The sequence below is a fragment of the Chitinophaga rhizosphaerae genome, from assembly GCF_003958645.1.
GTDB classification, from domain to species: Bacteria; Bacteroidota; Bacteroidia; order Chitinophagales; family Chitinophagaceae; genus Chitinophaga; species Chitinophaga rhizosphaerae.
Map to the genome: position 1 here is coordinate 304,204 of NZ_RXLO01000003.1, position 21,961 is coordinate 326,164.

Annotated in this window: 12 protein-coding genes; 9 read left to right on the forward strand and 3 right to left on the reverse strand. The window is 55.9% G+C overall.

Annotated features, from left to right (window positions below; all coding sequences use genetic code 11):
• Positions 1–33: 33 nt before the first annotated feature.
• From EJ361_RS08440 to EJ361_RS08450, 3 genes are all read right to left on the reverse strand, one after another.
• Positions 34–2,424, reverse strand: coding sequence for a TonB-dependent receptor domain-containing protein (locus EJ361_RS08440; RefSeq protein WP_126245053.1), 2,391 nt, complete (start codon positions 2,422–2,424; stop codon positions 34–36).
• A gap of 81 nt (positions 2,425–2,505) precedes the next feature.
• On the reverse strand, positions 2,506–3,567 hold the full coding sequence (locus EJ361_RS08445; protein ID WP_126245054.1) for an AraC family transcriptional regulator: 1,062 nt from the start codon (positions 3,565–3,567) through the stop codon (positions 2,506–2,508).
• Positions 3,568–3,645: 78 nt separating this feature from the next.
• The gene (locus tag EJ361_RS08450) at positions 3,646–4,137 is read right to left on the reverse strand and encodes a hypothetical protein (protein WP_126245055.1); all 492 of its coding nucleotides are present in this window, start codon (positions 4,135–4,137) and stop codon (positions 3,646–3,648) included.
• Between the two features lie 156 nt (positions 4,138–4,293).
• On the opposite strand from EJ361_RS08450, the gene EJ361_RS08455 reads away from it, so the two are divergent.
• From EJ361_RS08455 to amaB, 9 genes are all read left to right on the forward strand, one after another.
• Positions 4,294–5,478 carry an ROK family protein gene (locus tag EJ361_RS08455; protein ID WP_126245056.1) on the forward strand — a complete coding sequence of 395 codons (1,185 nt, stop codon included), beginning with the start codon at positions 4,294–4,296 and terminating at the stop codon, positions 5,476–5,478.
• 139 nt (positions 5,479–5,617) lie between these two features.
• On the forward strand, positions 5,618–7,276 hold the full coding sequence (locus EJ361_RS08460; protein WP_164714134.1) for a tetratricopeptide repeat protein: 1,659 nt from the start codon (positions 5,618–5,620) through the stop codon (positions 7,274–7,276).
• Positions 7,277–7,500: 224 nt separating this feature from the next.
• Complete coding sequence (locus tag EJ361_RS08465) at positions 7,501–10,581, forward strand: SusC/RagA family TonB-linked outer membrane protein (RefSeq protein ID WP_164714135.1); 3,081 nt, start codon at positions 7,501–7,503, stop codon at positions 10,579–10,581.
• A 21-nt stretch (positions 10,582–10,602) separates the two neighbouring features.
• Positions 10,603–12,126, forward strand: coding sequence for a RagB/SusD family nutrient uptake outer membrane protein (locus EJ361_RS08470; RefSeq protein ID WP_126245059.1), 1,524 nt, complete (start codon positions 10,603–10,605; stop codon positions 12,124–12,126).
• A gap of 62 nt (positions 12,127–12,188) precedes the next feature.
• The gene (locus EJ361_RS08475; RefSeq protein WP_126245060.1) at positions 12,189–15,260 is read left to right on the forward strand and encodes a glycoside hydrolase family 2 TIM barrel-domain containing protein; all 3,072 of its coding nucleotides are present in this window, start codon (positions 12,189–12,191) and stop codon (positions 15,258–15,260) included.
• Positions 15,257–17,152 (forward strand): MGH1-like glycoside hydrolase domain-containing protein, encoded by a 1,896-nt coding sequence (locus EJ361_RS08480; RefSeq protein WP_126245061.1) that lies wholly within the window; start codon positions 15,257–15,259, stop codon positions 17,150–17,152. The genes EJ361_RS08475 and EJ361_RS08480 overlap by 4 nt, the downstream gene beginning before the upstream one ends.
• A gap of 5 nt (positions 17,153–17,157) precedes the next feature.
• A complete protein-coding gene (locus EJ361_RS08485; protein ID WP_126245062.1) occupies positions 17,158–19,455 on the forward strand; it encodes an aminotransferase class III-fold pyridoxal phosphate-dependent enzyme in 2,298 nt (765 codons plus the stop codon).
• A 1-nt stretch (position 19,456) separates the two neighbouring features.
• On the forward strand, positions 19,457–20,359 hold the full coding sequence (locus EJ361_RS08490; protein ID WP_126245063.1) for a DUF1338 domain-containing protein: 903 nt from the start codon (positions 19,457–19,459) through the stop codon (positions 20,357–20,359).
• Positions 20,359–21,882, forward strand: coding sequence for an L-piperidine-6-carboxylate dehydrogenase (amaB, locus tag EJ361_RS08495; RefSeq protein ID WP_126245064.1), 1,524 nt, complete (start codon positions 20,359–20,361; stop codon positions 21,880–21,882). Before EJ361_RS08490 ends, amaB begins: the two co-directional genes overlap by 1 nt.
• Positions 21,883–21,961: the final 79 nt, after the last annotated feature.

Sequence of the window (21,961 nt, forward strand, 5' to 3'; positions counted from 1 at the left end):
GCCCGCTGTTTTCCGTCGAATCCTGTCCTGAATCTACATCGATACCCTGCTTTCCTCTTCCTGCCTTTTCCGCTGGTCGGCTTTGTAGGTCGACTGGCCGAACCGCCACGAAAGCGACGCCACTACCCTGCGCGTCCCGAACCAATGATGCAGCTGGTTGTCGATGATCTGTTTTTCGCGGAAAGTAAACACCACGCGATACGTGTCGAACATATCATACACGTTCAATCCCGACTGCAATTTCCCTTTCAGCCAGCTTTTCTGCAATCCCGCGTCGATTTTGTAAATATGCTTCGACCGGTACAACCCGTTGCCGCCTTTCGACCGGTAATTGTAGGAAATATCCGCCGTGATGCCCGCCGGTAGCGTAAATACCTGGCTTCCCGAAACGGTCCACTGGAGAATGGGGATTTTGTAAGTGACGCCGTGGTAGGGATTGATTTCGCGCGTGTAATACAGCCCGAAGTTGTTCTGCATCCGCCACCATGGCCGCACGCGCACCGGGAATGCCACTTCGGAACCGGCGAAGTCGTTGTAGGGGAGGTTTCTGCCGAGGTACTCCAGTACATGGGTTTCTCGATTGTATTCCGGGTACCTGGCCATGGGGGCTTCTTCCCGCCCGGCCTGCAACGTCAGCGACAGCTTGCGGATGGTATAGCCGATGCTAAGCGTGTTGGTGATGGAAGGTTTCAGCTGGGGATTGCCGACCCAGTAATTCAGCGGACTATAATAAAACCGGAACGGGTTCAGTTGCGAAAAGCTGGGCCGTGTCATGCGCCGCGTAAAACTCAATTGGAGCTGCTGGTCGGTGGATATCGGATGCATGAGGCTGAAACTCGGCAGCCAGCTCAGGTAGCGGCGTTCTGTGGTTTGCCGTCCCTGCTCCGAACGGGCGGTGGTATGGGTGCGCTCCACGCGCAAACCGATCGAATATTCCGTTTTTTTCCACGTTCCGTTTCTTGAAATGTACGCCGCCACGATACGCTCGTCGTACTTGAAATTGTTGGAGCGGCTGCTGTCGGGCAGGAACGTTTGTGCGGCACCGAGCGTATCGTACCGGAGATCGTTCCGGGTGGAATTGAACGCCGTGCGGATGCCGGTATTCCACTTCCCGTTGCCGGCCGGAATGGTGGCGTCCGCCTGTGCCGTGCGGATGCGGATATCGTTTTTCAGCGCGGTTTTCCAGTGGCCTGGTAGGCGGGCGTCATAATCGTCGCTGTACAGGATGTCTTCCGTTTGGCGGTTCCCGATGTTGAACGCGGCGGCGGCGAGTTCGAGTTGCCATTTTCGGAAATTGCCGGTATATCGGAGATCGGTCGTGAGATTGTTTTGTACCGGGTGCCCGTTGTTGCGGAACCGCGTAAACGCCACCGGCTCGGGGATTTCGGTTGGGGTAACGGTATGGATGGTATTGTCGGTGAACGTTCTCCGGTTGGACCGGAATCCCCTGAAAACCGCCTCCATACGGTGGTTGTCGTTCAACCGGTATGCCGCGCCGAGGTGGAACGTGTAGTTGTCGTGCCGCGTGGGTACGTTGGTGCGCGTGCGCTGGACGTTTTTATCCGACAAATGCTGCAAGGCGCCATACCGGTAAATCGTATATCCGCCAACGTACCCCATGCGGGTAGACCACGTTATTTTCTGCGTGCGGTAATACATCACGAGGGAATTGTCTGATTGGGTGAATTCATTCTGCTGGAGGGAAGAGGAAAGCTGCCCCGTCCATCCGAGCGACTGATCCCGCCTGAGCTTCAGATCGATGATGGCTTTGAATTCCGCGTCGTACCTGGCGGAAGGTTGTGTGATGACGTCGATAGACGCGATCTGGTCGGGCCGGAGGCTGCGGAGGTATTGCCGGATTTCTTCCGCGCTCATCTGTGCCGGGCGCCCGTCTATGAACAATACGGGAACGTTGCGTCCCGAAATGAGGATGCCGCCTTCGCCGTCTACCTCGAGGCCGGGCACTTTCCGGAGCACGTCGAACGCATTGGCCGCGGCGCGGAACATGGGGTTGCCGGTGATCTGAACGGTGATACGGTCTGCCTGCCGCTGGATGGCCGGGCGCTCGCCGCCAACGGTCACTTCCGCGAGCAAGCTGGCTGCAGGGTGGAGGGAGAGGTTGCCGGCGGTCCAGGAGTTGCCGGGCGGAACGGGCGTGTGAAGGGTTTCGTATCCCAGCGCCGACAATTCCAGCAGATAGGCCACAGGCCGAAGCCCGGTGAACGAAAAATTTCCCGCGGAATCAGCCATTTGTCCTGTCACCAACACCGAATCGGGCGAAAGGATTTTTACCGCGGCGAAGGGGACCCCGGCGCCGGTGGTTTTATCGGTCGCCCGCCCGGCAATTCGTATTTGGGCGGAAAGAGAGGTAAGCGATAGCAGGAATAAGCATGTCAGCAAAGTTCGTTGCACCTGGTTCGGCATGTGGTCCTTTTTTCACAAACCTAGGGCGCGAATCGGCTGCCGGCGTCCGGAGGCGGGAATTCCGGCGTACGGGTTTATAAATCAGGACCCTTGCCTGGAGGGGCTTTGGGCCAGGTTCTCGCGGAACAGGGCGGGCGTGGTGCCGGTCACTTTGCGGAAGGCGGCGTAGAAGGTGGATTTGGAATTGAAGCCCACTTCGTACCCGATAGCTTCGAAAGTGAGGTGGTCGTTGGCCGTGATGAGCCGGCAGGCTTCGCCGATCCGGTGCTCGTTCACGAAAGCGGAGAAACTTTTGCCCAGGTTATCGTTCAGGAGCTGGGAGAGGAGGTGGGGGGTGACGTGGAGGCGCTGGGCGAGGTCGCCCAGTTTGAGGTTGGGGTCTTTATAAACGTCCGGGACGGCCATGGTGGCAGATAGTTTTTCGAGGAGCGATTGCGCGTCGGCATCGGGGATCTTGCGCTTCGGCGACTGCGGATTGGCGGATTTCGACCCGGCGCCGTAAAAGAAAACGAAAATGGTGACGTAGAGGATGAAAGTGAAGGAAACCGCCGCCGCGATGTACACCGCGGGCATGAAACGGAAAAGTGCGAGGGCGTAGAAGAAGTAGAGGATGAGGTTCCCCGCCAAAACGGAAAGCATCTGCCGTTCCAGCACGGTCACTTTTCCACCGAAAACTTTCCCGATCTCTCCCCGCATGATGTAAACGGATGCTATGAGGTATAAAAACCATTGCGCATAAATAATATATGCGATCACCTTGTTCCAGATTTTCGGGTAGGCTTCGTATGAAATGAAGATGCCGCCGATGACAATTATTCCCAAAAGCACGCCCCAGGCTACTTTCCAGCTTTTCGGGACGGGGTTGCCGTTGTTCCTGGCCGACAGCAGCATATAAAATAAGGAAGGCCCGATGAGGAAGCAGGCGCTCAGGCCTGTTTGCAGGCAGGGCTTCGGAAGGTCGGGATTAAAGTAGAAGAATACCGATTTGGCGACCCGAAGGCTGATCATCAGCAACATGAGGCCCAGGAAAAACGTCCACAGCGGCCGGCCTTTCCGGTTGAAAAGCAGGTACAGACCGAGGATGAGGCCGTTACAGGCGCCGAGGGCGCTGATCATCAGAAGGAGTTGCTGGCCGGTATTCATAGATAGTACCGAAAATAATGAAAATATGCCGGGTGCCTGATGGGCTTTTGTTAAAAACACGGATATCGGGTTGAACGGTTACCGGATCTTCCCGAGCCGTTTCAGCAGGTAAGTGCCCGCAGTTGCCAGCAGGCAGACAATCATCATTCCAATAGCCAACGGTCTTTGCATGTTCCCTTTTTCATAGTAAACCTCGCCGTTTTTATCGATGAAAGTGGTGCTGTAGTTGACGTAGGGGTCTTTGGTGCTGAAGAGGGACTCGTCAAAAAAAATAATGATGGTATCGCCGGTCTTCAGTTTATCCAGCTGTTCGAACCTGGGTTTAATGTCCGTTTTGCTTTTTCCGATGAAGATTTTGTATACCGGCGCTTTGCCGTTGAGCTGGATGAAACGGTCTTTCGGGGATTCCGGGAACCGGCCGAACTGATTTCCGATATACGTAATGATGCCGCTGTTTTTTTCACATGCGGCACGTTGTACGCTGGTTCTTAAAGCGGCGTATAAAAAGAAGAGGCTGCAGGCTATTAAAATGATGACACTTTTCAGGAAGATGGGTTGTTTATCTGGCATCGGTACGGGAATGTTCCTTCAAATGTAACATTCTCCATTTATAATCAATTTAGAATCAATTGCTAAAAATGTCTTGATAATTACTTTCTAAAAAAGTTAGGAAGTTTTGCTTTCATTCTAAATTTATTATTATCTTGAGGAGGATTCTTTCCCTGCATGAAAAAAGACGAACAATATAAACGCTTGATACTGAGGGAGATTTACTATGCGAATACGTTATCCGCCACTGAATTGAGCGAGCGCATCGGAAAGAGTTTACCCCTGACGATCCGGACGGTCAATCATCTCGTAAAAGAGAAAGTCCTGGAACCTTCAGGCTACGCCCCTTCCAGCGGAGGACGGCGTCCCATCACATACACCATCAATAAAAAGGCACTTTATATTTTGTCGGTCTCCATGGACCAGCTGGTGACGCGCATCTCCCTGATGGACCTTACCAACAGCCATGTAGACGGCATCAGCCGGCACGAATTGCCGCTCAAAAACAATCCCGCCGCGCTAAAAACGCTGGCCAGCCTCCTGGTTGACGCTATCGCCCAGTCGAAAATCGACCGCGAACGGCTCCTCGGGATCGGTATCGGGATGCCCGGGTTTATCGACGGGATGCGGGGGGAGAATTACAGTTTCCCCATGCAGGATGGTACGGAGCAGCAAACGATCGTGGAATACCTGGCAACGGCTACCGGCCTGCCGGTACACATCGACAACGATTCCAGCCTCATTGCACTGGCGGAATACCGGTTCGGCAACGCCCGGAAAGCTGCCAACAGCATGGTCGTCAATATCGGATGGGGCGTGGGTTTGGGGATGATCCTCAACGGCTCCCTCTTCCGGGGCAACAACGGGTTTGCCGGAGAATTCTCCCATATCCCGCTGTTCAATAACAATAAACTGTGCAGCTGCGGAAAGAGCGGCTGCCTCGAAACGGAAACTTCCCTGCTCGTGCTCATCGACAAGGCCGTGAAAGGCCTCCGCAATGGAGAAACCTCCTCGCTGCAAGGCCATTTCCCTACGGGTGAAATCGAAAAGGACTGTGAGATGATCATGGATGCCGCAGCCAGCGGGGATAAATTCTGTATCGAACTGATCAAGGATATCGGGTATCATATCGGGCGTGGCGTGGCCATCCTGATCCACCTGCTCAATCCGCGGTCGGTAGTGCTCAGCGGCCGCGGCTCGCTCGCCGGTAAGTTGTGGCTTGCCCCTGTTCAGCAGGCGCTCAACGAACATTGCATCCCGCGGCTGGCCACCCAAACGGTGGTAGACGTTTCGACCCTCGGCTATGATGCCGAACTGCTCGGTTCCGCCGCCCTCGTCATGGAAAATTACGCAACACCATAGAACCAACCTGTTTTAAAGGCAAAATCGAAATACAGTGAACAAGGAAACCGGCCCTTTTGAAGGGTCGGTTTTTTTTTATGCTACTTTTCTTGTTATGTACCACGCACACCGATCCCGGGAAATTTGTTATTTTTCCCGCATGAGGAAATGGTTATGGATTTTGATGGCATGTTTCCATGCGGCTTCCGTTGCCGCGCAGACGAATGCCGACAGCCTCGCCGCGCGGCTGGCAGACAAATCGATGTCGGCCGCCGAGCGCATCCGCACGCTCAACCAGCTCGCCGCACATTATAATAAGGACTCCACCAACATCGCCCTCGTGTGGGCGAACGAAGCGTACCTGCTCGCCCTCCGGGAAGAAAACCGGGACCTCCAGGCCGCTTCGCTTCTCAACCTTTCGGAAGGATATTTATATAACGACCAGTACGACCAGGCCCTCAATTACGCCTACACGGCGCTCGACCTCGTGGAAACCGACAGTGCCCGCGCCCGGTGCTACACCTTCCTCGGCTGGATTTTTTACGATACCGAGAACGCTCATTTCTCCCAGCAATATCACCAGCAGGCCTACGATATCTACCGCCGCCTCGGCGATCCGCGGAAGATTGCCCTGAGCCTCAACGCCCTCGGGCTTGTGTATCTCCTGAAAGACGAGTTCGCCACCGCCCGCAAATATTTCGACAGCACCCTGCAGCTCGCCCGCGACCGCGGGCTCGGCGGCATGGTAGCCACGGCCCTCAGTAACCGCGGCATCTGCGAAAACGAATTCGGCCGGTACAACGATGCCATCGCGGATTTCAACCAGGCGCTGGCCGGGTTAAAGGGAGGCGATGAGTTGTCGCACGCGGAAGTGCTGAACCAGATGTCTTATTCCCGCATCATGCTGAAGGAGTACCCCCAGGCCCGGGAGCTCCTGGCGCAGGCACGTTCCCTCATCAACCAGAGCAATTCCAACACCCGCAAGGAAAAACTCCTCGACAACCTCACCAATTCCGTGCTCCTTTACCAGCAGCTCGGCGAATACAAGACCGCGTTCACGGAGCTGCAGGAATACACCCGCGTCCGCAATGAAATCCTGTCCAAAAGTAAAAGCGAAGCCATTTCCGCCCTCAAGCTCAAGCGCGAGGCCGACGAGAACCAGACCCGCATCATTACCCTCGTGGCCCAGAAAGAGCTCCGGTCTTTCCAGCGCAACGCCCTTGCCGCCGGCGTGGTACTCCTTATTATTATAGGTTTCCTCGTTTATTCCAAACTGAAACAGAAACAGAAGAAGGAAAAAGAACTGGAAGAAGTGAAGCGCGCGCTCATCAAACAGGAGCTGGAAGGCGCCCTCATGGAAAAGGAAGCGCTCAACAATAAACTCGAATTCCGCGATAACGACCTGAAAAACTATGCGTTGTACATTTCCCAACGCAACGAGATGATCCGGCATTTCATAGACGAGCTCACGGGGCTCGATATTCATTCCGACGCCAAAAAGGAAAATATCGCCCGGTTCAATAAAATGGTCAACAAGTTCCAGCACGACCTGGACATTAATAAAGACGCGCAGGATTTCAACCTGTCCGTCAACGAAATCCATAAAGATTTCTTCTTCAACCTCCTCCAGCAATTCCCCAATCTTACCGAAAACGAACGCCGGTTATGCGCGCAAATCCGGCTGAACCTGTCGATAAAAGACATCGCTTCCCTCAATAATATCTCCGTTAAATCCGTGGAAATGGCCCGTTATCGCCTGCGGAAAGTGTTTAATCTCGAACATAAAGACAGCCTGTCTGACTTTCTAAAAAATTTCTAACGTATTTATTTACAATTTGTTAGCCTCCATGTAGGGGTCTTGTAGAGGTGCCTGTAAGGCACGTATAGAGGCTCCGTTTCCTGCTGCGCTGGTTTTTCCTGTCTATTTTACGAATGCATCCCGTGAACCGCGATTTCACGTTCGTCCGCTACTAAAAAACCTATGCGAGCGGTTCCCGGGGACGAGTCCATGTTATTCTTAAAAACTAAAAAACCAAAATGCGTATGTGGAAACTATTCCGAGGGAACGGACTGTTGCTGGTCCTTTTATTGACCGGATTTGCGGCGATGGCCCAGACCGGGAAGTCCCTCAAAGGTAAAATTACAGACGTGAAGGGGGAGGCCATTCCCGGGGTGAGTGTTTCCGTGAAAGGAACTTCGCAGGGAACGGCCAGCAATGCCACCGGCGAATTCACCATTACGGTAGCACCCGATGCCACGCTGGTGTTCTCGGCCATGGGGTTCGCCACCCGCGAAGTGCCCGTTGCCGGTAAAAGCGTGCTCTCCATCGTGCTCGAGGAAAGTTCGAAAGGGCTGGATGAGGTGGTAGTGGTAGGATACGGCACCCAGAAGAAAGGCGACGTTACCGCGGCCATCTCCACCGTCAACACCAAAAACCTCGAAAGGCAGCCTTCGGGCAACATCGGCACCATGCTCCAGGGCCAGGCCGCCGGTGTGATCGTGAGCTCGGGAACGGGCAATCCCGCCGCCAGCCCCACCGTGCTCGTACGAGGGATGAACAGTATCAACAACGCCAATCCGCTGTATGTGGTAGACGGGATCCCGCAGACCTATTCGTACGACCTCAACCCGAACGACATCGAATCCGTTTCCGTGCTTAAAGATGCATCTGCCGCCACCATTTACGGTGCCCGTGCAGCGGGAGGCGTGATCATCATCACCACCAAAAAAGGAAAAAGCGGGGAGCCGAGGATCAATTTCAATTCCTACGTTTCCCAGCATACCCTCATCAACAACATCCCGTTGTTGGGGAAAACCGATATGAACAGCGTGGTGAAGGAAGCCTTCGCCAACGACGGGTCTGCCGTAGCTCCGCCGGTATATGTGATGGACGACAGCAAATACGCGAACTCCGACTGGGTGGGCGCTTACATGAAAAAAGGCGTGGAGCAGAAGCATGACCTCGATGTTTCGGGAGCGTCCGAGAAATTGTCGTACCGCCTTTCTCTGGGCCATTGGGAACATTCCGGCAACATCATCAACTCCGGTTCCAAGCGCGACAACCTCCGCCTCAATACCGAGATCCGGTTGCTGAACGACCGCCTGAAAGTGACGCCTATTCTTTCCTATACCCGTTTCAATAACAAAAATTTCGGGGACGTGACGGGCGATGGCGATGCCGGTTTCTCCGCCATCATGGACCTTTACAAAACGCCGCCGCACAAGCGGATCTACGACCCGTCTGCCCTCAACGGCTTCGCCCGGCCCGAGCCTGAGCTGGGGTCCGGCAATATGGTGGGCCAGGCGATGCTGACCGACAGCCGTTCGGTCGACGATCATCTCCAGTTCAACATCGCCGCGGATCTGAAGCTCTGGAAAGGATTTTCCTACAACTTCAGCGCAGGGCGGAACATCATTAGTACTTTCGGCTATACGCAAACGCCGGCATATGATTTCGGCGCCCTCGCGCTGGTGGAAAACCCCAGCCGTTCCGAAAGCCGCGGCCGCACGGAGTACCAGGTGTTCACGCATTTGCTGAATTATGACCAGACCTTCGGCCGCCACAACCTGAAAGCGATGTACGGTTTCTCCCGCGAGAAATCCACCGCACAGGGGACCTCGGCTTCCGGCAACCATCTGTCCAGCGCGCTCATCGAATCGCTTTCCGGCCTCATCATCGACGGTAAGAACGATCTGATCCGCGCCAATGGCTGGAACTATTCCAGCTCGCTCCAGTCTTACTTCGGCCGTGTTTCCTATAACTACGACGATCGTTATTACCTGCAGGGGAGCCTTCGCCGCGACGGTTCTTCCCGCTTCGGGCCCTCGCACCGCTACGGCACGTTCTACTCCGTGTCTGGCGGCTGGAACCTGCATAAGGAAAGCTTCTTCAATGTTCCCTGGATTTCCGAGCTGAAGCCCCGCATCAGCTACGGGACCGTGGGCAACCAGAACATCGCCAACTTCCAGTACCTCGCGAAGATCTTCATCCAGGGTTCCAGCGAATACCTGAACTATCCCTTCGGCGGCGCCGCTTCGCAGCAGGTGTTCGTGGGAGCGATCACGACGGCGCTCGCCAACAACGACATCAAGTGGGAACAAACGGCCACCCTCAACGCCGGCGTAAGCTTCAGCTTCCTGAAAGGCGCCATCAGCGGTAACCTGGATTACTTCCGCAGCCGCACTTCCGATATGCTCGCTGAAACGCCCATCCCTGCATCTTCCGGTATCACTTCCATGCCGCTGACCAATATCGCCGACATGGAAAACAAAGGCTGGGAACTGTCTGCCACGTACCGCAACCCCGCGGAAAAAGGATTTTCCTGGGATGTGACCCTGAACCTTTCGCATAGCACCAACAAAATTATCCGGCTCGGCTACGACGAAGGCATGATCTCCGACGGGTATGTGGATTATACGAACCGCGCCAGCACCATCACCCGCAAAGGCGAAGCACTGGCCGCCTTCTACCTGTTCAAGTCGGACGGTATTTTCCGCTCGCAGGCGGATGTGGACGCGCATGTGAATAAAAACGGCGATAAGTTGCAGCCCAACGCCGCTCCCGGCGATCTGCGCTTCGTGGATACCAATGGTGACGGAGAGTTGAACGACGATGACAAGCTCATCATGGGCAATGGCCTTCCCAAACTGGATTACGGCCTTACGTTCAACGCCCGTTACAAAAACTTCGACCTGATGGTATTCCTGAACGGGAAGCAGGGCCAGAAGATGTATAACGGCGCCAAGATGTTCCTGTACCGCTTCTACCGCTCGGCAGACCTGGTAAACGCATGGTCTCCCTCGAACCCGGATTCCGACGTGTACCGCCTCAGCGATGCCGACAAAAACGAGAACCTCCGCGTGTCTGACTACTTCCTGGAAGATGCGTCGTACCTCCGTGTGCGGAACCTCCAGCTCGGTTATACCCTCCCGTCCGAACTGACCAAAAAAGCGTTCATCAACCGGCTCCGCATTTACGCCGGCGCTTACAATCTGCTCACCTTCACGAAGTACTCCGGCTTCGACCCGGACCTGACCAACTCCGCCATCTTCAGCCGCGGGGTAGACCGTGGATATTATCCCATGAGCCGCTCTTACGTGGCAGGTATTAACGTAGGCTTCTAAACGCAACAAAAAACGAACATCATGAAATTGAAAATAGCCGCTCTCTGTTTCCTTTCTGCCAGCACGCTCTTCACGGCGTGTTCCGACAAGTTCCTGGAACTGGACGACAAGCAAAACCTTACGGAAAACACTTTCTGGTCTACCCGCCAGCACGCCATGCAGGGCATCACCGCCACATACGCGGCTTTGCAGTCGTACGACGGCTCCAAATGGACCTGGTTCGAGTCGGTATACACAACCCTCAATTACAAAGGGGACGATATCGATAACAATAAAAACGAACCTTATGGGAAGAACCTCGCAGCGTTCGTGAACAGTGCGGAAGACAACGGCTCCTGGAGCCTGTGGGCTACCTGCTACACCGGTATCGGCCGCGCCAACCAGGTGATCGCCAAAGTGCCGGGCATCAACGTGATGCCGGAAGCCGAGCGGAACCAGATCGTAGCCGAAGCGAAATTCCTCCGCGCATACAACTACTTCCTCCTCGTAAACGGTTTCGAAAACGTGCCGCTGGTGCTCACGTTCGAAAAAGACCTCAACAAACTCCAGGTGCCGCAGGCTGCCAAAGACGCCGTTTGGGCCCAGATCGAAAAAGACCTCACCGAAGCGGAAGCCGTACTGCCGGAATCCTACTCCACACAATACCGGGGCCGCGCTACCAAAGGCGCCGCCAAAGCCATGCTCGGAAAAATGTTCCTGTTCCAGGAAAAATGGACGCAGGCCGAAGCCAAATTCCGTGAGATCTACGGCAAATATTCCCTCAATGCCAATTATGTCGACAACTTCAACGGCACCATGGAAAACGGCCCGGAATCGATCTTCGAGATCCAATGGAGCGGAGACCGTTCCGTGTCTGACGAACGCCATCCCTTTAACTTCGAAGTCCGCCCCGGCGCGCTCGACGGTTGGGAGCTCATGTACCCTTCCGACTGGCTGGTAACCACGCTGAAAAACGATAAAACGCCCGGTGGTGGTTACAGCGACCGCGTATACGGCACCATTTTCTTCGACGATCCGCAGTCTTACATGTGGGATCTCGGCGTTCCCGCTTCAAAAATCCCCTATGCGGATGTAAAAGGCACCATGGTTCGGCAGGTGTATTTCAATAAATACGCGTATCCGAACGATAGGAGCGGTGCGTACGTGGGGTACAATATTTCCATTATCCGGTATGCCGACGTACTGCTCATGCTCGCCGAAGCCGCGAACGAAAACGGTAAAACCGGCGAAGCGACCGGGTTCGTCAACGAAGTGCGCGTTCGCAGCAAAGCTGCGCCCATTGCCGGTATGAATAAAGAACAGCTGCGCGAGCATATCCGCAACGTGGAACGCCCGGTGGAGCTGTCGATGGAATGGGGGATCCGCTGGTTCGACCTCATCCGCTGGGGCCGTGGCAACACCGCGAAAATGAATATCAAAAACATCATGACGGCCCATGGTAAACCTGGCGCCAGGGAATATGTGGAAGATAAACACATCCGTTACCCTATACCGCTGAAGGAAATCAGCGTAAACCCGCTGTTAAAGCAAAATCACCTGTATTGATTCTCCCGCGCCGGCGCGCTTCAACCCGCGCCGGCGCCTTTTTCACCATTAGCACGGAAAGCATGAAATATCGCATCGGATGGAGCATCGGCATGATTTGCTTCCTTTTATCGGCCGCCAGGGCGCAACAACCCTGGCAAAACCCGGCCGTTCAAACCGAAAACACCCTGGCGCCGCGCGCCTCGTTCATCCCGGCCGCTTCCGAAGCAGACGCCATCGCGCGGAAAGCTTCGCCGAACGTATTGCCGCTCGACGGAATGTGGCGCTTCCATCTTTCCCCCAATCCCGCGCAGCGGCCAGACAGCTTTTTCTCCGACGCCTTCGACGTGAAAAACTGGAAGGAAATCAAAGTGCCGGCGCATTGGCAAACGCAAGGCTTCGACCGGTTCATTTTCACGGACGTGGAATACCCCATTCCCGTGAACCCGCCTTTCCCGCCGGAAAACGATAATCCCGTGGGTTCCTATCGCCGGAGTTTCCGGGTACCGGACAACTGGAATGGCAAACGCATCGTGCTGCGGATGGGCGCCGTCAATTCGTTTTTTTATTGCTGGATGAACGGAAAGTACGTGGGCCTGGGCAAAGACAGTAAAACCGCCGCAGAATTCGACGTCACGAAATTCCTCCGCAAAGGGGAAAACACGATCGCCATCCAGGTGTTCCGGTTCAGCGACGCCACATATCTCGAAGGGCAGGACATGTGGAAGCTGTCGGGCATCGAAAGGAGCGTGGAACTGATCGCAAGGCCGCCCGCAGGTGTGCAGGATTTTTTCGTGAAATCGCTGCTGGACAGTACTTATCAAAACGGAATTTTTCAACTGGATGTGACGATGAACGCCCCCGCACCGGGAGGCCGGCTGGAAATTAAATTGTTCGATACAAACGGAAAACCCGTCTTCCGCCAACAACAACCGCTGCAACAACAAACCCGTTACCATTTCGAAACCGGCCTGCGCCATGTAAAAAGCTGGAATGCGGAGCATCCCCATCTTTATACACTGCTCATTTCCCAGTTCGATAAAAATGGCCGGATCGTGGAAAGCATCGCGCAGAAAACGGGATTCCGGACGGTGGAGGTCCGCGGCGGGCTCCTGCTCGTCAACGGTGTGGCCGTGAAAATCAAAGGCGTGAACCGCCATGAGCACGATATGCACACCGGGAAAGTTATTACGGTACAAAGTATGGTAGACGATATCCGCCTGATGAAACAATACAACATCAATGCGGTGCGCTCGAGCCATTATCCCAATAGCCCCGACTGGTACCGGTTGTGCGATGAATACGGTCTGTACGTGGTGGATGAAGCGAACATCGAATGCGACGGGATGTATTTCCATCCGTCGAAAACGCTGTCCGACAAACCGGAATGGAAAGAAGCCTACCTGCACCGCACCCGCAGGATGTTCGAGGCGAACAAGAACCATACTTCCATCATCACCTGGAGCCTCGGGAACGAAAGCGGTTTCGGGGAGAATTTCATCGCCACTTACCAATATCTGAAATCGAAAGACGATACGCGCCCCGTGCAGTACGAATCCGCGGAGCGCAATGCGTACACCGACATCATTTGCCCGATGTACAAATCCACCGCCACGATGCTGGAATATGTGCGCCGCTGGCGCGACAGGCCGTACATCCAGTGCGAATATGCACACATGATGGGCAACGGCGGCGGCAATCTCCAGGATTATTGGGACCTCATGTACAAGCATGCCCAATTGCAGGGCGGGTTCATCTGGGATTTTTCCGATCAGACTTTTAAAACGAAAGACAAACAGGGACGCGATATCTGGGCCTATGGCCGCGATATGGGGAACGTAGGCGCCACCAGCGATACGAGCTTCTGTGCCGACGGACTTTTCGCCGCCGACCGCACCCCGCATCCGCAGGCGTTCGAATTCAAAAAAGTGATCCAGCCGGTGACGTTCGCACCGGTCCCGATGGCCGCAAATTCCATCCAGCTGACCAATCGCCTCGATTTCACAGACCTCGATGCATTCGATTTCTCCTGGTCGGTAACGCGTAACGGTGAGAAGATCGCGGAAGGGAAGTGGGGGCCGGTGGATGTGGCGCCCCGTTCCACGAAAACCCTTTCTTTCCCGTTGCCGCCGATGGACGGCACTTCCGAATACTTCCTGACGGTGGAGGCCCGCACCCGCGAAGCCGCGCCCCTCGTGCCTGCCGGGCATCTCGCGGCCTGGGAGCAGCTGCCCCTGGCCCCGAAAGATTTTAAGGCGCCGGTACTGAACGGCCGGTCTGCTACATATACAGGGAATGAACAATCGATCCGCTTCAGTGGTAAGGATTTCGAGGTGACATTCGATAAAAAATCCGGTTGGCTGAAGCAATATGTACTGCGTGGCGAAGAAATGTTACTGTCGCCCCTGGAGCCCCATTTCTGGCGCGCCGCGACGGACAATGACATCGGCAATAGCCAGCAGATGCGGTGCGAAGTGTGGAAAGACGTATTGCATTCCGCACAGCTTGCATTCATCCGTGTGGAAAAAGATGCCGAAGGCGCAACGGTGGTCCGGGCGCAACACCGGCTCCCGGCGGTGGATGCGGTGTATCAGTCGCAATACCGCGTAATGGAGGATGGTTCCGTGCAGGTGGAAGTGGAGATGAAAGCCGGGAAATCCTTCCAGCCCGAGCTGCCCCGGTTCGGCATGCGCGTGTTGCTGAAAGGGAAATTCGAAAACGTGTCCTGGTTCGGACGCGGGCCCTTCGATAACTACGAAGACCGCAAAACCGCCGCTGCCGTCGGGTGGTACCGGATGAAGGCCGATAGCCTTTTCCATCCGTATGCCCGCGCGCAGGAAAGCGGCTACCGGACAGACGTTCGTCATATCGCCCTCACGGATGCGCAGGGCCATGGCCTCGCTGCATACGGCCTGCCGCTCATCTGTACGGGCGTATTGCATTTCGACATGAACCGCCTGGAATTTGACCGGCATGCCCCGGAAAATGTGCACGGCGGTTCCATGACCAACGACGATCTCGTGTGGTGGAACATCGATTACAAACAGTCGGGCGTTGGCGGCGACAACTCCTGGGGCGCCACGCCGCATGCGGAATACATGCTGCCGTACCGCGATTATCAATATTCGTTCATCCTTCGACCGGCTGCCCAATGAAAAAAATATTTTTCTTCATATTGACGATAGGTGTAATACCGGGCGCGTTCGGACAGCGCGCCCTTTTTCCAGACGTGCTCAATCTCCGCACCGATCCGCCGGAAGGCAAGCGCATTGAGCAGAACGTGTTCAGCGACATGGGCGCCTGGCATGCGTACGCGTTGCCGCTGCAGCCGAAAGATTATGGCGCTTTCGTGGGGCCACTGGTGATGGATATGAACGGCCGCTGGCTTTCCGGTGCCGTTTCCCGCCTGGCAGTAGCAGTAAATGGACAAAAACGCGATTTCGCGGGGGCGAAAGCCGATATTCATTATTTCCCGGGCATGCTGGAGCAGTCGTTTGTATGGAAAGACATTTCCATTCGCCAGCAACTCATTTTCGTGTCCGGACGGGAAGCCCTGCTGCATACGCACATCCGCAACCACAGCGGGAATCCGTTGCAATTGCAGGTGGAATATTTCGGCAGGGTGAAAGGGATGGAAGTGAAAAATACGGGTTTGGAAGGACAGCGGTTCTCCATCGCCTGGCCTTCCGCCGATTCCACGTACGCCGACAGCCTGCGGTACGCCGCGGTATGGAAAACGAGCCTTCGGCCGGGTGCGGTTTTCGATCAAACCCAGCGCCACTCGTTCGCGCCGGATGGAAATCATCCCAACAATCAATACGATTTCAATACGGAACTGAAAAAGAACACCGCCCGTTGGAACGGTTATCTGTCGAAATACTTTGCAGGAACGAAGCGCCTGTCTGGCGATGAAAAACGCCTCGCCGTAAAAGGCATCGTTACGCTCATGACCAACTGGCGCAGCGCATCCAGGGATATTTTGCACGATGGCGTTTTTCCTTCTGTCAATTACCAGGGCTTTTACGGTGTGTGGAGCTGGGACAGCTGGAAACAGGCGGCCGGCATCGCCACGTTCTTCCCTGAGCTGGCGAAAAACAACATCCGCAGCATGTTCGATTACCAGGATGCGCACGGGATGATCGCCGATTGCATTTACGCCGATAAATCCGAAAACAACTGGCGCGATACAAAGCCGCCGCTGGCCGCATGGGGCGTTTGGGAAGTATTTCGTGCGTCGAAAGACACGGCTTTCGTCCGTGAAATGTGGCCGAAGCTCGTCCGCTACCACGAATGGTGGTATAAACACCGCGATCACGATGGGAACGGCTTGTGCGAATATGGCTCCACCGATGGTACGCGCATCGCCGCAGCCTGGGAAAGCGGGATGGACAACGCTGTCCGGTTCGATAGCGCGGTGATGCTGAAGAATAATGCTGCGGCATGGTCGCTCAACCAGGAAAGCGTCGATTTGAACGCTTACCTCTATGCAGAGAAAGTGTACCTCGCCAAACTGGGTGCCATAGCCGGAGAGCGGAATCATTTCACGGAAGCAGCCCTGGAATTGAAGCGCGGGATCGGCGACCGCTTTTATGACGCGCCGGCCGGGTATTTCCGCGACCGGATGCTGGGGGCGCCGAAACATGTGCCGGTAGACGGGCCGGAAGGATGGATCCCGCTGTGGGCGGGGATCGCCACAACCGCGCAGGCCGCCGCCGTCAAATCGAAAATGGAGGACGCGAAGAAATTCAATGCCCGCGTGCCGCTACCCACCCTTTCTATCGACCATCCCGCATTCGACCCCGAAGACGGATACTGGCGCGGGCCCGTTTGGCTGGACCAGTTTGCTTTCGGGACGGAAGGCCTCCGCAGATATGGCTACCGGAAACTGGCCGCAGCACTTGAAACGAAGTTGCTGACCGGCGCCGAAGGGCTGCTGGCAGACCAGCCGATATATGAAAACTATCACCCGCTTTCCGGAAAAGGACTGAATGCCAGGAATTTCAGCTGGTCTGCGGCGCATCTCTTAATGATATTGAAAAACAAGTAACGAACATGCAATTCACAGCAAACGAAGTGCAGCAGCTGGTGCAGAAGAACTACCTGCTTGCGGTGGAAGTGGAGACACTCCAGGGGTACGACGAGTACAATTACAAAATCGTAGATGCGTCTGGCCGGAAGTTCATCCTCAAGATCACGGGCGAAGAGAAGCCGTATTCCTTCCTCGACGCCCAACTCCGCCTGCTCGATCACCTCACCGTGAGCCCTGTGGTCATGAAGTTCCAGCAAATCCTCCGGAATAAAAACCGACAGGAACTCACACCCGTTTTCAATAACGGCAAACAATACAACGTCCGCATCCTCACCTGGCTCGACGGCGATTGCTGGGTGCATGTGAAAGATAAACCGAAATCCCTCTACATCGGCCTCGGCCAGTTTCTCGGCAAAACCGACGAATCGCTGCAGGATTTCCAGCACGACGCGCTCCACCGGCCATATGTATGGGACGTAAACACCGCCGCAGACGCCAACCGGCAGCTGCATTGCATCACCGATCCGGAGAAGCGCCGCATCGCGGGGTATTTTCTCCTGGCGTTCGAAACGGAAGTGCTGCCGGTGCTCAGCGCATTGCGGCATGCCTGCATTCACAACGACGCCAACGATTACAATGTATTGGTGAAAAACGGCGAAGTGAGTGGCTTGATCGATCTGGGGGACATGGTCTATTCCGCCCTCGTCAATAACGTCGCCATCGCCTGCACCTACGCCATGCTGAACACGGAAGACCCGCTGCAGGCCGCTGCCTGGGTGGTGGAAGGGTACCATTCCGCTTATCCGCTCACCGAACAGGAAGTGGATCTGATCTATTACCTCATCGCCGCACGGCTCTGCATCAGCGTTACGCAATCGGCCTGGCAGTCTGCGAACGGGTCAGACAACGGCCACCATTTCGTGACGGAGCGCCATGCCTGGGAGCTACTGGAAAAACTTATCCGCATCAATCCCGTGAAAGCGGCCGACGTGTTCCGCAAATCCTGCGGCATGCCGGCGCTGGTAAAACCGGATGTGGATTACAGCCCGCTGTTGAAAGAGCGCCACCAGTTCATCGGCCGCAACCTCAGCATCAGCTACAAAAAACCGCTGAAGATCGTCAAAGGCGCACTGCAATATCTTTACGACGATAAAGGCGATACCTACATCGATTGCGTGAACAACGTGAGCCACGTGGGCCATTGCCATCCCGTGGTGGTGAAAGCGATGCAGCGCCAGATCGCCACGCTGAACACCAACACCCGCTACCTGAACGATCAGTTGGTGGAATTCGGGAAAGAGCTGACCCGCACGCTGCCGTCGAAACTGAAAGTCTGCTACTTCACGAATTCCGGCAGCGAAGCCAACGACCTGGCGATCCGCATGAGCCGGCATTTCACGAACCGGAAAGACGTTATGGTGCTCGATCACGCCTATCACGGCACTTCTACCGTAGCCATCGAAATGAGCCCGTATAAATTCGACGGGAAAGGCGGCTTCGGGCAGATGCCCTACATCCATAAAGCCGATTCGCCGGATCTGTACCGCGGTCCGTTCGGGTACAACGATCCGCAGGCCGGCGTGAAATACGCCGAAAGCGTGAAAAAAATACTGACGGAAAACCCCGGCAAAATATCCGCCTTCATCTGCGAAACACTGCTGGGCGTGGGCGGACAAATCCCCCTGCCCGACGGTTACCTCCAGGAAGTCTACCGCCTCGTCCGCGAAGCGGGCGGCCTTTGCATCGCCGACGAAGTGCAGGTCGGTTTCGGAAGGGTGGGCGAAAAGTTCTGGGGCTTCGAGCTGCAGAACGTGGAGCCGGATATCGTGGTGCTGGGCAAACCGATCGGCAACGGCCATCCGCTGGCGGCCGTGGTAGTTACCGAAGAGATCGCGGATGCGTTCAACAACGGCATGGAATATTTCAACACGTTCGGGGGCAACCCCGTGTCCATGGCTACGGGGCGCGCGGTATTGAACGTCATCCAGTCCGAAAACATGCAGCAGCACGCGCTGGAAACGGGGAACTTCCTGATGGAGGGTTTGCGCGGGCTGATGGGCAAGCATCCCGTCATCAGCGATGTTCGCGGGCATGGATTGTTCGTGGGCGCGGAAATGGTGAAAGACCGGCAAACCAAAGAGCCCGCCGTCGCGGAAATCAATGCCCTCGTGGAAAGCATGAAGGAAAGAGGTTTTCTCCTCAGTACCGACGGGCCGCTGTATAACGTGCTCAAGATCAAGCCACCGCTGGTTTTCAGCAAACAGAACGCCGCGGATATGGTCCGCCATCTCGACGAAGCCTTAACCGCATTATCACTTTAATATGATCAACATGCAAACCCTCCAGCTCATCCTCGACGGCCTCATGCGCCGCTATCGGGAACGTGTTCCGGATGTGGATAAAGTCGTATCGGCCATGATCGCCGAAGGCATTATCCGCCACGGCAACGAAATCGAGAACGATCATATCGCTTTCCGCACGATGGGCGTTCCGAATTTGGGGATTCAGTCGCTCGAAAGGATTTTCCTTCACCACGGCTACACCCGCCGCGATTATTACCATTTTGCCGAAAAAAAGCTCAACGCTTACTGGTATGCGCCGCCCGATCCCGCGCTGCCGCGTATTTTCATCAGCGAATTGCGGGTGGGCGATTTGTCTGAACGCGTGCAGCAGATCATTCATAGCTATACCAACGAAGTAACCGCCGACCCGGTGCTTTCCCTCGACCTGGACAGTGCGTCCGCCGTGGATGAATTCCTGCACAGCGGCCTCTGGCGCCTTCCTTCGCTGGAAGATTTCCGCGCGCTGGCGGCTGAAAGCGAGTACGCGTCCTGGGCGATCTACAATCGCTATTACCTCAATCATTTCACCATCAGCGTGCATAACCTGCCGGAAGGGTATAACGACATCGGCCGGTTCAACGCATTCCTGGAGAAACACGGGCTCGTACTGAACGATTCCGGGGGGAAGTACAAGGAAAGTCCCGATGGATTGCTCCTCCAAAGCTCCACCGTAGCCGGGATGATCGGCGCGGAATTCGCGAACGGGGAAACGGCGCGGATCGCGGGGTCGTATGTGGAATTCGCGGAACGACGGGTGTTGCCGGCTTTCGCGCACCTGGCTACGCAAGACATTCAAAGGGTGCACCGGCGCGAGGGGTTCGAAGCCGCCAACGCCAACCGGATCTTCGAAAGCACCTATTCTTCACAAACCAATAAACACTAATGGACTTTTTACAGGAAACAGGGATATTGACGCGGCAGTCGGGCGTGAGCACCGGCACCCAATGGCAAGCGGGCGAAGGGGCCGATATCGCTTCGCATTCGCCGGTAGACGGAAAGCTCATCGCCACGGTAACCGGCGCATCGGCGGCGGAATATGAATATCTGGTGAAAACGGCGGAAGCCGCCTTCCGCAAGTGGCGCGAAGTGCCGGCCCCCCGCCGCGGTGAAGTAGTACGGCAGATCGGGGACGCACTGCGCGAGAAGAAGCAGTCGCTCGGAAGGCTGGTCAGCTATGAAATGGGGAAAAGTCTCCAGGAAGGTTTGGGAGAAGTGCAGGAGATGATCGACATCTGCGAATTCGCGGTGGGATTGAGCCGCCAGTTATACGGCCTCACCATGCACAGCGAGCGCCCGCAGCACCGCATGTACGAGCAATGGCATCCGCTGGGGATCGTGGGGATCATTTCCGCGTTCAACTTCCCCGTGGCGGTATGGAGCTGGAACGCAGCGCTCGCCTGGGTTTGCGGTGACGTCTGCATCTGGAAGCCCAGTGAAAAAACACCGCTGTCGGCTGTTGCCTGCCAACGCATCGTAGCGGAAGTGTTCGAAAGGAACGACGTCCCCGAAGGCGTGAGCTGCCTCCTTTCCGGCGGCCGCGAAGCAGGTATGTGGATGTCGGCAGACGGGCGCGTGCCGCTCGTATCCGCCACCGGCTCCTCCAGGATGGGGCAGTCAGTTGCGGCTACCGTGGCCGGGCGCTTCGGCCGGAGCCTGCTGGAACTGGGCGGCAACAACGCGGTCATCATTTCCAAAGATGCAGACCTCGACATGGCGCTCATCGGCACCGTATTCGGCGCGGCGGGCACGGCGGGCCAGCGTTGCACCACCACCCGTCGGCTCATCGTCCACAAAGACGTGTACGAACGCTTCCGCGAAAAACTCGTCAAAGCCTACGGCCAGCTCCGGATCGGCAACCCGCTCGACGAACAGTATCACGTGGGCCCGCTGATCGACAAAGCCGCCGTGGAAAGCTACCTCCAGGCCATTGCCGCCTGCAGGGAACAGGGCGGCCGGTTCATCGTGGAAGGCGGTGTGCTGGAAGGCGCCGGCTTCGAAAGCGGTTGCTACGTGAAGCCCTGCATCGCCGAAGTGCGGCCCGATTTCCCGATCGTGCAGACCGAAACCTTCGCACCGATTTTATACATCATGCCGTTCTCCACGATCGATGAAGCGATCGAGATACAGAACAATGTACCCCAGGGCTTGTCGTCTGCCATCATGACGCTGAACCTCCGCGAAGCGGAACAATTCCTTTCCTGCGCCGGGAGCGACTGCGGTATCGCCAACGTCAACATCGGCACGAGCGGCGCGGAGATCGGCGGGGCTTTCGGCGGCGAAAAGGAAACGGGCGGCGGCCGGGAAAGCGGCAGCGACGCCTGGAAAGCGTACATGCGCCGCCAGACCAATACCATTAACTACGGAAAGAAGCTGCCTTTGGCACAGGGCATCAAATTCGATATGTAAGGATGAATCATACATAGCAACAGCCTGCGGCCGTCTGGCCGCGGGCTGTTTTAGTTATGGGATGTGTTTACGGGCTGCC

Excerpts from the sequence above, each read along its gene's own strand:
- EJ361_RS08460 (WP_164714134.1), top strand. The coding sequence starts at position 5,618 with ATGAGGAAATGGTTATGGATTTTGATGGCATGTTTCCATGCGGCTTCC.
- EJ361_RS08485 (WP_126245062.1), top strand. The coding sequence starts at position 17,158 with ATGCAATTCACAGCAAACGAAGTGCAGCAGCTGGTGCAGAAGAACTAC.
- EJ361_RS08445 (WP_126245054.1), bottom strand. The coding sequence starts at position 3,567 with ATGAATACCGGCCAGCAACTCCTTCTGATGATCAGCGCCCTCGGCGCC.
- amaB (WP_126245064.1), top strand. The coding sequence starts at position 20,359 with ATGGACTTTTTACAGGAAACAGGGATATTGACGCGGCAGTCGGGCGTG.
- EJ361_RS08490 (WP_126245063.1), top strand. The coding sequence starts at position 19,457 with ATGATCAACATGCAAACCCTCCAGCTCATCCTCGACGGCCTCATGCGC.
- EJ361_RS08470 (WP_126245059.1), top strand. The coding sequence starts at position 10,603 with ATGAAATTGAAAATAGCCGCTCTCTGTTTCCTTTCTGCCAGCACGCTC.
- EJ361_RS08440 (WP_126245053.1), bottom strand. The coding sequence starts at position 2,424 with ATGCCGAACCAGGTGCAACGAACTTTGCTGACATGCTTATTCCTGCTA.
- EJ361_RS08450 (WP_126245055.1), bottom strand. The coding sequence starts at position 4,137 with ATGCCAGATAAACAACCCATCTTCCTGAAAAGTGTCATCATTTTAATA.
- EJ361_RS08475 (WP_126245060.1), top strand. The coding sequence starts at position 12,189 with ATGAAATATCGCATCGGATGGAGCATCGGCATGATTTGCTTCCTTTTA.
- EJ361_RS08455 (WP_126245056.1), top strand. The coding sequence starts at position 4,294 with ATGAAAAAAGACGAACAATATAAACGCTTGATACTGAGGGAGATTTAC.
- EJ361_RS08465 (WP_164714135.1), top strand. The coding sequence starts at position 7,501 with ATGTGGAAACTATTCCGAGGGAACGGACTGTTGCTGGTCCTTTTATTG.
- EJ361_RS08480 (WP_126245061.1), top strand. The coding sequence starts at position 15,257 with ATGAAAAAAATATTTTTCTTCATATTGACGATAGGTGTAATACCGGGC.